Raw genomic sequence first — 9,294 nt, 5'->3', positions numbered from 1 at the left:
TGGTGTACCGCTGATCAACGACCACTCTGATGACGCTCACGCGGATGGTGTGCTCTGCGCAGCGAAATAAAGGAGGAGCGAAGCGGGGGACATTCGCGGAGCAGAGCACACCGTCGGCGTGGGCGTCGCCCTGAATTGAACCGGACTTCTCTCCTGCGGACTCTCACAGCAGCCCCCCACGTCACGGCGCCGACTTCCCGCCTCCCTAGAATGGTTCGAGGGTTCCGGGATGCTCGCGATGAAGAACAACAGGCACAGAACAACACACCGACCGCCACGCTCCGGCTGGCTGCTGGCCACGTGCTGCGCGCTTGCCAGCCTGGGCGCGCAGGCGGCCGGGCACTTCGACGTCGACGATGCCGGCACGCTCGATCCGGGCCAGTGCCAGTATGAAACCTGGTGGGGCCGCACGGGCACCGAGCCGGTCACGGGCTTTCATCTTGGGCCGGCCTGCCGGGTCGGGCCTGTCGAGCTGGGGTTGAACCTCGACCGGCTCTCGGTGGGCGGCGTTCACTCGGTCACCGGTGGGCCGCAGATCAAGTGGAATTTCTTCGGGCAGGCTGCGGACGCGCCGTTCAGTGCCGCGCTGTCGGTGAGCACCGTGTCCGACCTGCGGCGCGGTGGGCGCATGGGCGGGCAGTTCGTCGTGCCGCTGACCTGGCGGCCGGCGGCGAGCTTGCAGGTTCACGGCAACATTGGCACCGACTGGGCGCTGGGCACCGGCGTGCGCACGCCGCGCGGCGGCCTGGCCGTCGAGTGGGCCATCGACGATGCGGTGTCGCTGATCGCGGAGCGCAATCGCGCGGCAGGGCTCTGGACTTCGCGCATCGGCGGGCGCTTCAGCCTCACGCCGCTGATCAGCGTGGACATCAGTGCCTCGCGTGTGCGGCCGACCGGCGGGCGCGCGGTGACGGGCTTCACGGTCGGGCTGAACCACGAGTTCACCTGGAAGTAAGAAGAAGGCGCGCACCCATCGCACCCATCGTGCCCATCGTGTCTATCGCAGGTAGCGCTGCATGCGCTTTTCGTCTTCGGCCAGCTGCAGCCGCATGAGCGAAATGAAATCCCGCGCCGTGGCCGACAGGACCTTGCCGGCCGGCAGCGCCAGCAGGCAGGTGAAGGACACGTCGATCGAGAAGCGGCGCACCACCAGCCCGCGCTCCGCGTAGTCCAGCGCCGTGATCGGGTTGACCAGGCCCACGCCCAGGCCGCGCAGCGCCATCTCGCACACGCTGGCTGCGTAGGGCGTCTGCACCAGCACGCGCAATGCCACGCCGTAGGGCATCAGCGCGGCTTCCAGCCGCTGGTGCGATGGGTCTTCGGGGTTGAGCGAAAGAAAGGGCGCCTCCGCCAGTTGCTCGGGCTTGATGGTCTTGAAGCGCGCCAGCGCATGGCCCTCGGGCATGACGACCACGCCCGGGAAGCGCGAGAAGGTCGAATGGTCGATGCCTTCGAGCGACAGCTCGTCGGCCATCAGCCCGAAGTCGGAGATGCCCATGGCCACGCGGTCGCGCACATCCTTGGAGCTGAGCACCTGCAGCGACACCTGGGGCCACGGGCTTGCGCCGCGATGCGCCTTCAGCCTTGCCAGCGCGCGCGGCATGAAGCCCAGGCCGTAGGCCGGAAAAGAGCTCAGCTCCAGCTGGCTCACGCCGAAGTCGCGCAGGCTGCGCACCCGGTGCTCGATGGCGTCCATGCCGATGAACACGCGCTCGACCTCGATCCACAGCGCGCGCGCCTCGGGCGTGGGCACCAGCCGCCCGCCGGTGCGCTGGAACAGCAGCATGCCGGCCTGCGCCTCGAGCCGCTTGAGCGACTGGCTGATGGCGGGCTGCGTCACGTGCAGCAAGGCGGCCGCCTTGCGGGTGGAGCTGCCGCGCATGAGGGCCCGGAACGTCTCGATTTCGGCGAAGCGCATCGCTGGAGACCGATAAGTTTATTTATCGGTTGAGTATCTGAGGCTGCGTAATTTTATTTCCGAATGCATAAGATTTGGGCACAACTTCCAACGCATCACCTCGTGACGACATCGCCAGTCCTGGACTTCAAGTTCACCGCGCCGCCAGCGGATACCTTGGCCCTTCCTCCCGGCCACGCCCCGGCCATGGTGCGGGACCGAACGCCGAAGCCCGCCCGCAACCCGCGCTTGCGGGGCTTGCAGTGCCTGCGATGCGATGCGCTCTACCCGGTCACGCTGACGCACGACGGCTGCCCCGCGTGCAAGCGCGCGGGCTTTCATGTCGCGCTGCGCGCCAGCTACCTGCCGGAGGGGCCGGATGGCCTCGAAGGCCACGATGCGATACCGATGCCCTACGGGCCCGGCTTCACGCTGGGCGAGGGCCACACCCCGATGCACGAGATGCCCGCGCTGGCGGCGCAGTTCGGCGTGGCGCGGCTGGGCATCAAGGACGAGTCGTGCAACCCCACCGGCTCCCACAAGGACCGGATGACCGCCGTGGGCGTGGCGCAGGCGCTGGACTTCGACGCGCACACGCTGGTGCTGGCTTCGTCGGGCAATGCGGCGGTGTCGGCCGCGCACTATGCATGGGCCGCGGGCCTGGGCTGCGAGGTGGCCACCTACGAAGGCATGCCCGCCACCTACGCGCGGCAGCTCGACGCACTGGGTGCACGGCGCTATGTGTTCGCCGACAACGCGGGCCGCTGGGCCTTCGTGCGCGAGCGTTCGCAGCACCCCGGCTACTTCGCGCTGACCAACTACCGCCTGCCCGCGTTGGGCAGTGCGCCGCTGGCGATCGAGGGCTACAAGACCATCGCGCTCGAATGCCTGGCCGACAGCGGGCTGCCGGACCACATCGTGATCCCGACCGCGCGCGGCGACCTCGCCTGGGGCATCTACGCGGGCTTTCGCGACCTGCTGGCTGCGGGGCGCATCGCGCGCATGCCGAGGCTGTGGCTGGTGGAGCCCTTTGCACGCTTGTCGCGCGTGCTGGCGGGCGGTGCGCTCAACGGCAGCTACCCGGGCCATACGGCGCAGTTCTCGACCGCCGGCGCCACCGTGACTTACCTGCAATGGCAGGCCGCGACCGCCACCGGCGGCGGGGCGGTGGTGGTGGGCGACGAAGAAGCCCGCACGGCGCGGCGCCTGCTCACCGCGGCCGGCGTCAGTGCCGAGCTGTGCGCGGCCGCCGGCCTGGCGGCCCTGCGGCAATTGCGCGAGAGCGATGCCATTTTGGCCGATGCGCACGTGGTGCTGATGCTGACCGCCAATGCGTCGAGCGATCCGAGCTGGCCCGACCGCCCCGTCTAACCCCCTTCAGGAATCCACCATGCCGACGATGCATCGCCGGGCCTTTCTGGCCGCCGGCTCTACAGCCCTGCTCACTGCAACCGGAACGACGTGGGCGGCGACGTACCCCGACCGGCCCATCAAGCTGGTCGTGCCCTGGGCCGCCGGCGGCAGCACCGACGCCATTGCGCGGGCGATGGCGCAGCGCATGAGCCAGACCATCGGCAGCCCGGTGATCGTCGACAACCGGCCCGGTGCCGCGGGGATGATCGGCACCGACGCCGCCGCCAAGGCCGCGCCCGATGGCTACACCATCGCCATCGTCGAACTGCCGCACGCCATTGCGCCGGCCGTGACCGCGAAGCTGCCCTACGACCTGCTGCGCGACTTCACGCCGGTGACCATGATCGGCACCTCGCCGCTGGTGTTCTTCGCGGGCATGGACGACGACAGCAAGGACTTCAAGACCTTCCTGAAAACCTCCGCCGCCAGACCGGCGCCCCCCGCCATTGCCCACAGCGGCGCGGGCACGGTGAGCCACCTTGCGGCCGAGCTGCTGGCGAGCCGCACGAAGATCCGTTTCAACATGGTGCCGTACCGGGGCTCGGCGCCGGCGCTCACCGACGTGGCGGCGGGCACGGTGGCAGGCCACTTCGCGACGCTGGCCAGCGGTGCCAGCCTGCTGGGCGCCAACCGCATCCGCCCGCTGCTGGTAACGAGCACGCAGCGCGTGAACATTCCCGGCCTGCAGAACGTGCCCGCGCTTGCCGAGAACAACCTCAAGGGAATGGAGATCGACCAGTGGTGGGCCATGGTGGCGCCTGCCACGACGCCGCTCGACGTGATCGAGAAACTGCGCCGCGAAGCCATCGCCGCGCTCGAGCATCCGCAGGTGAAGGAGCGGCTGTCGGTGCTGGGCGTGCAGATGAAGGGCTCGACGCCGGGCGAGCTGCGGGCCTTCCTGCGCTACGAAGCGGAGCGCTGGCAGAAGACCGCGCGCGAGGTCGGGCTGCAGCCCCAGTAGCCGCCGCGGCCCGGTCGATTCACTTGGCGTCGCTGTAGACCGTGGCGCGCGACACGCCCATGTGCGCCGCGGCAATCTCGGCGCCGCGCCGCACTTCCAGCAGGCCGGCCTTTTTCAGTTCCAGCACCAGTTGCTTGCGGTCGGCCGGCTTGAGCGAGCGCGAGGTGGTTGCGCGCGAGGCCGCGAATTCGTCGATGCGCGCGTGGATGCGGCCTGAAGGGTTGCCGCCGGCGTCGAGGTGCTCGTGTACCTGGCTGTCTTCGGTGCGTGTGAACTGCGAGATCGCGCCCTGGAAGCTCTGGAACAGCGTCAGGTCGACGTTCAGGCACAGCGCGGCCACGTACTCGCCGCTCTCGTCCTTGATGCCGATGGAGGTGCTCTTGACCTTGCGCCCGTCGGGAAAGGTGTTGGCGTAGTTGGCGATCACGGCGGGGAATTGCGGATCGCGGATGCGCGCCAGCCCGAGCTCGGTGGCCGACTGGCCGACCTGCCGTCCGCTCAGGCTGTTCTCGATGGCGTAGATGGCGTTCTTCGGATTGCTCAGGTCGTGCACCACCACCTCGCAGAAGGGCGCGAAGGTTTCGCCCAGGCCTTCGGCCATCTGGCCGAGCATTTCGAGCAACTGCGCGTTCGGTTTCTTTTTCATGGCCGGGGTCATGGGCGGATTCACCAGGGCCACGCCAGGCAGGTGCCCGTGCCGGTGGCTTCCGCGCGCTGGTGCAGCAGGCGCGCGACGGTCAGGTCCTGCAGTGCGAGGCCGGTCATGTCGAACACGGTGATGTCGGCAGCGGTACGTTCGAAGGGAGCCTTGCCGGTCAGCAGGTCGCCCAGTTCGATGCTGGCCGTGTCGGGCGCCCATTGGGTCTCGCCGATCTGGCTTGCCTGGGTGCGGTCGTCGACCACGAGGCGGACGCGCTGCAGCAGGCCCTCGGGCAGCTCGCGCTTGCCGCGGGTGTCGGCGCCCACGCAGTTCAGGTGCGTGCCGGGCTGCACCGCCTGCAGGTCGAACAGCGCGCCGCCGCCCGGCGTGGCGGTGATCACGATGTCGCTTTGCGCGACGGCCGCGTTGCGGTCTTCGGCGGGCGCGATGCTGCAGCGCTGCGCGAAGCGGGCCTCGAACGCCGCGTTGCGCTGGCCGTCCACGCCGACATAAAGAACTTCGCGCAGCGAGGGGAGCAGGCGCAGCGCGAAGTCGAGCTGGATCTGCGCCTGCACGCCGGTGCCGAAGACGCACAGCCGCGCGCTGTCGGGCCGCGCCAGCCGTTGAAGTCCGAGCCCGCCCGCCGCGCCGGTGCGCACGGTGGTGACAGCGTTGCCGTCGATGACGCACAGCGGCCGGCCGGTGGCCGGGTCGATCAGCAGGATCGTGGCCTGGTGCGGCTCGCCGCCGCGCTGCCGGTTGGCGGGCCAGAAGCCGGCGGCCTTGAAGCCGAGCAGCCCCTGCGCCTGCACGTCGCCCGACTTGATGCCGAACACGCCGCCGGTGGACAGCGGCTCGCGCACGACCGGGAACACGCGGCCTTCGCGCTCGCTGTGCAAGACGAAAGCCTCGCGCACGGCCTGGAGCACGTCGTCGGGAGAAAGAAGGGCGTCGACCTGGTGCTTGTCGAGCAGCAGGAGTTGGGCGTCGGCGGGCGCGGTCGGGGATGTCATCTGGAAATATTATCTATTTTCAGACGAAATATCAAATTCTGACGGCTGGTGCAGCCCGTGCCGCCAGCCCTGTCGGGCGGAGTCAGCGGCCCGTGTGCACCTTGATGCGGATGGTCGCCACGTCCCAGCCCTTGTTCTTCAGCCGCGTCACCAGCATCGGCGACAGCTGCCGCAGCTTGGCGGCCGCGGCGCTGCCTTTCACCAGCAGGCACCAGACATCGCCCTCGGCCGGACCGGCCTGGATGGCCGCGCGCATGGCTGGGGGAATCAGCCCTTCGACCGCCTTCAGGCGGTCCGACGCATCGCGTGCGCGCGCCATCAGGCTGCCCAGGGTGGGCGAGCCTTCCGCAGCTTGCTGCAGCGAAATGGGCGGGGGCGTGCGGCGATACATGGGTAATCCAGGGGTTAGAAACAAGACAGCTAAAATGCCCGGTTTGCCGGCGTTCGCGCCGGAAAAAGGGCCGCTCGCCTTCGAAACCAGGCAACTTGATTTCGAAGAGGACGCGCCCAACTGCTTTCACCATATCTTAGGGAATCCGGTCGAAGTGCCTGTCGCGTCAGGTGCCCGTCCATCTCCACCCATGGCAACCAACTTCCTGACCCAGATTTTCGGCAGTCGCAACGATCGGCTGCTCAAGCAGTATCGCAAGACGGTGGAACGCATCAATGCGCTCGAACCCGAGTTCGAGAAGCTCAGCGACGACGCACTGCGCGCCAAGACGCAGGAGTTCAAGGACCGCGTGGCCAAGGGCGAATCGCTCGATGCCCTGTTGCCCGAAGCCTTCGCCACCGTGCGCGAAGGCTCCAAGCGCATCATGAAGATGCGCCACTTCGACGTGCAGATGCTGGGCGGCATGGCGCTGCACAACGGCAAGATCTCTGAAATGCGCACCGGCGAAGGCAAGACGCTGACCGCCACGCTGCCGGTGTACCTGAATGCGCTGTCAGGCAAGGGCGTGCACGTGGTCACGGTGAACGACTACCTGGCCAGCCGCGACGCCAAGTGGATGGGGCGGCTCTACAACTTCCTGGGGCTGTCGGTGGGCATCAACCTGCCCCAGATGCCGCGCGAAGAAAAGCAGGAAGCCTACCGCAGCGACATCACGTACGGCACCAACAACGAGTATGGCTTCGACTACCTGCGCGACAACATGGTGTACGAGCCCGGCGACCGGGTTCAGCGCGGCCTGAACTTCGCCATCGTCGACGAGGTCGACTCCATCCTGATCGACGAAGCCCGCACGCCGCTGATCATCAGCGGCCAGGCCGAAGACCACACCGACCTGTACCTGGCCATCAACAAGGTGGTGCCGCTGCTGACCAAGCAGGAAGGCGAAGCCGACCCGCGCACGGGCGAAGGCGTCACGGTGCCCGGCGACTTCACGGTCGACGAGAAAACCCACCAGGTGTTCCTGACCGAAGACGGCCACGAGAACGCCGAGCGCATCCTGGGCGAATTCAAGCTGCTGCCCGAAGGCGCTTCGCTCTACGACCCGGCCAACATCACGCTGATGCATCACCTGAATGCAGCGCTGCGTGCCCGCCACCTGTACCACCGCGACCAGCACTACGTGGTGCAGCAGGGCGAAGTGGTGATCGTCGACGAATTCACCGGCCGCCTCATGACGGGCCGCCGCTGGAGCGATGGCCTGCACCAGGCCGTGGAAGCCAAGGAAGGCGTGGAAATCCAGGCCGAGAACCAGACGCTGGCCTCGATCACTTTCCAGAACTACTTCCGCCTGTACGGCAAGCTGGCCGGCATGACCGGCACGGCCGACACCGAAGCCTACGAATTCCAGGAAATCTACGGTCTCGAGACCACGATCATTCCGCCCAACCGCATCAGCAAGCGCGAAGACCAGCTCGATCGCGTCTACAAGACGACGCGCGAGAAGTACGAGGCGGCCATTCAGGACATCCGCGAGTGCTACGAGCGTGGCCAGCCGGTGCTGGTGGGCACTTCGTCCATCGAGAACTCCGAAATCATCGACGGGCTGCTCACGCAGGCGGGTCTGCCGCACCAGGTGCTCAATGCCAAGCAGCATGCGCGCGAAGCCGACATCGTGGCGCAGGCCGGCCGCACGAAGATGATCACCATCGCGACCAACATGGCCGGCCGCGGCACCGACATCGTGCTGGGCGGCAACATCGAGAAGATGATCGAGGCGGTCGAGAACGACGAAGGCCGCGACGACGCCGCCAAGGAAGCCGACATTGCGCACATTCGCGCCGAGTGGACCAAGGACCATGAATTCGTCAAGTCGCTCGGCGGCCTGCGCATCATCGCGACCGAGCGCCACGAATCGCGCCGCATCGACAACCAGCTGCGCGGCCGTTCGGGCCGCCAGGGCGACCCGGGCTCCTCGCGCTTCTACCTGAGCCTGGACGATCCGCTGATGCGCATCTTCGCGGGCGACCGCGTGAAGGCGATCATGGACCGCCTGAAGATGCCCGATGGCGAAGCCATCGAGGCCGGCATCGTCACGCGCAGCATCGAGAGCGCGCAGCGCAAGGTCGAGGCGCGCAACTTCGACATCCGCAAGCAACTGCTCGAGTACGACGACGTGTCGAACGACCAGCGCAAGGTGATCTACCAGCAGCGCAACGACATCCTCGACGCGGCCGACCTCACGGCACAGATCGCGGCGCTGCGCGAAGGCTGCTTCATGGACCTGGTGCGCCAGTACGTGCCGGCCGAGTCGGTCGAAGAGCAGTGGGACCTGGCGGGCCTGGAGAAGAGCCTCTTCAACGAGTGGGGCCTGGACATGCCGCTCAAGAAGGAAGTCGAGGCCTCCGACGCCATCTCCGACGAAGACGTGCTCGAGAAGGTGGTCAAGGCCGCCAACGAAACCTTCGAAGCCAAGCTGGCGCTGATCGGCCAGGAAAACTTCACCCAGTTCGAGCGCATGGTGCTGCTGCAGAGCATCGACACCCACTGGCGCGAACACCTGGCCTCGCTCGACTATCTGCGCCAGGGCATCCACCTGCGCGGCTATGCGCAAAAGCAGCCCAAGCAGGAATACAAGCGCGAAGCCTTCGAGCTCTTCGGCCAGTTGCTCGACTCGGTCAAGAACGAAGTCACACGCCAGCTGATGACGGTGCGCGTGCAGTCGGGCGAACAGCTCGAGGAAGCCGCCGAAGCCCTTGAAAGCCGCGGCGAGAACGTTGCCAACATCACCTACACCGCGCCCACCGAAACGGGCGAGGTCGAGGTGCGTGTCGACGAAGAAAGCCAGCGTCGCATGGCGGCCGCCGGTGCCGGCGCGCTGAGCGCCGAGGCCCTGGCCTTTGCGCGCGTGGGCCGCAACGACCCCTGCCCCTGCGGCAGCGGCAAGAAGTTCAAGCAATGCCACGGCAAGCTGAGCTGAAG

Annotated in this window: 8 protein-coding genes; 4 read left to right on the top strand and 4 right to left on the bottom strand. The window is 67.5% G+C overall.

Annotated elements, in window-relative coordinates:
- Positions 1–238 precede the first annotated feature (238 nt).
- Positions 239–955 (top strand): hypothetical protein, encoded by a 717-nt coding sequence (locus tag DBV14_RS01505; protein ID WP_260396773.1) that lies wholly within the window; start codon positions 239–241, stop codon positions 953–955.
- 42 nt (positions 956–997) lie between these two features.
- Here DBV14_RS01505 and DBV14_RS01500 read toward each other — a convergent pair whose 3' ends face one another.
- Positions 998–1,918, bottom strand: coding sequence for a LysR substrate-binding domain-containing protein (locus DBV14_RS01500; protein ID WP_124457426.1), 921 nt, complete (start codon positions 1,916–1,918; stop codon positions 998–1,000).
- A 102-nt stretch (positions 1,919–2,020) separates the two neighbouring features.
- Between DBV14_RS01500 and DBV14_RS01495 the strand changes: the two genes are divergently transcribed.
- Both DBV14_RS01495 and DBV14_RS01490 read left to right on the top strand, forming a co-directional pair.
- Positions 2,021–3,268, top strand: coding sequence for a pyridoxal-phosphate dependent enzyme (locus DBV14_RS01495; protein WP_260396772.1), 1,248 nt, complete (start codon positions 2,021–2,023; stop codon positions 3,266–3,268).
- Positions 3,269–3,287: 19 nt separating this feature from the next.
- On the top strand, positions 3,288–4,271 hold the full coding sequence (locus DBV14_RS01490) for a tripartite tricarboxylate transporter substrate binding protein (protein ID WP_124457424.1): 984 nt from the start codon (positions 3,288–3,290) through the stop codon (positions 4,269–4,271).
- 19 nt (positions 4,272–4,290) lie between these two features.
- Here DBV14_RS01490 and DBV14_RS01485 read toward each other — a convergent pair whose 3' ends face one another.
- The 3 genes from DBV14_RS01485 to DBV14_RS01475 form a co-directional block, all read right to left on the bottom strand.
- A complete protein-coding gene (locus DBV14_RS01485; protein WP_124457423.1) occupies positions 4,291–4,917 on the bottom strand; it encodes a transcriptional regulator in 627 nt (208 codons plus the stop codon).
- A gap of 20 nt (positions 4,918–4,937) precedes the next feature.
- Entirely contained in the window at positions 4,938–5,924 is a 987-nt protein-coding gene (locus tag DBV14_RS01480) for an ornithine cyclodeaminase family protein (protein ID WP_124457422.1), read from the bottom strand.
- Between the two features lie 82 nt (positions 5,925–6,006).
- On the bottom strand, positions 6,007–6,315 hold the full coding sequence (locus DBV14_RS01475; RefSeq protein ID WP_124457421.1) for a hypothetical protein: 309 nt from the start codon (positions 6,313–6,315) through the stop codon (positions 6,007–6,009).
- Between the two features lie 190 nt (positions 6,316–6,505).
- On the opposite strand from DBV14_RS01475, the gene secA reads away from it, so the two are divergent.
- A complete protein-coding gene (gene secA, locus DBV14_RS01470; RefSeq protein WP_124457420.1) occupies positions 6,506–9,292 on the top strand; it encodes a preprotein translocase subunit SecA in 2,787 nt (928 codons plus the stop codon).
- Positions 9,293–9,294 lie beyond the last annotated feature (2 nt).

The organism is Variovorax sp. KBW07, assembly GCF_003852515.1.
In the GTDB taxonomy this organism is placed as follows: Bacteria; Pseudomonadota; Gammaproteobacteria; order Burkholderiales; family Burkholderiaceae_C; genus Variovorax.
This window is presented reverse-complemented; position numbering and strand designations above follow the sequence as displayed.

Excerpts from the sequence above, each read along its gene's own strand:
- DBV14_RS01505 (WP_260396773.1), top strand. The coding sequence starts at position 239 with ATGAAGAACAACAGGCACAGAACAACACACCGACCGCCACGCTCCGGC.
- DBV14_RS01480 (WP_124457422.1), bottom strand. The coding sequence starts at position 5,924 with ATGACATCCCCGACCGCGCCCGCCGACGCCCAACTCCTGCTGCTCGAC.
- DBV14_RS01490 (WP_124457424.1), top strand. The coding sequence starts at position 3,288 with ATGCCGACGATGCATCGCCGGGCCTTTCTGGCCGCCGGCTCTACAGCC.
- secA (WP_124457420.1), top strand. The coding sequence starts at position 6,506 with ATGGCAACCAACTTCCTGACCCAGATTTTCGGCAGTCGCAACGATCGG.
- DBV14_RS01485 (WP_124457423.1), bottom strand. The coding sequence starts at position 4,917 with ATGAAAAAGAAACCGAACGCGCAGTTGCTCGAAATGCTCGGCCAGATG.
- DBV14_RS01500 (WP_124457426.1), bottom strand. The coding sequence starts at position 1,918 with ATGCGCTTCGCCGAAATCGAGACGTTCCGGGCCCTCATGCGCGGCAGC.
- DBV14_RS01475 (WP_124457421.1), bottom strand. The coding sequence starts at position 6,315 with ATGTATCGCCGCACGCCCCCGCCCATTTCGCTGCAGCAAGCTGCGGAA.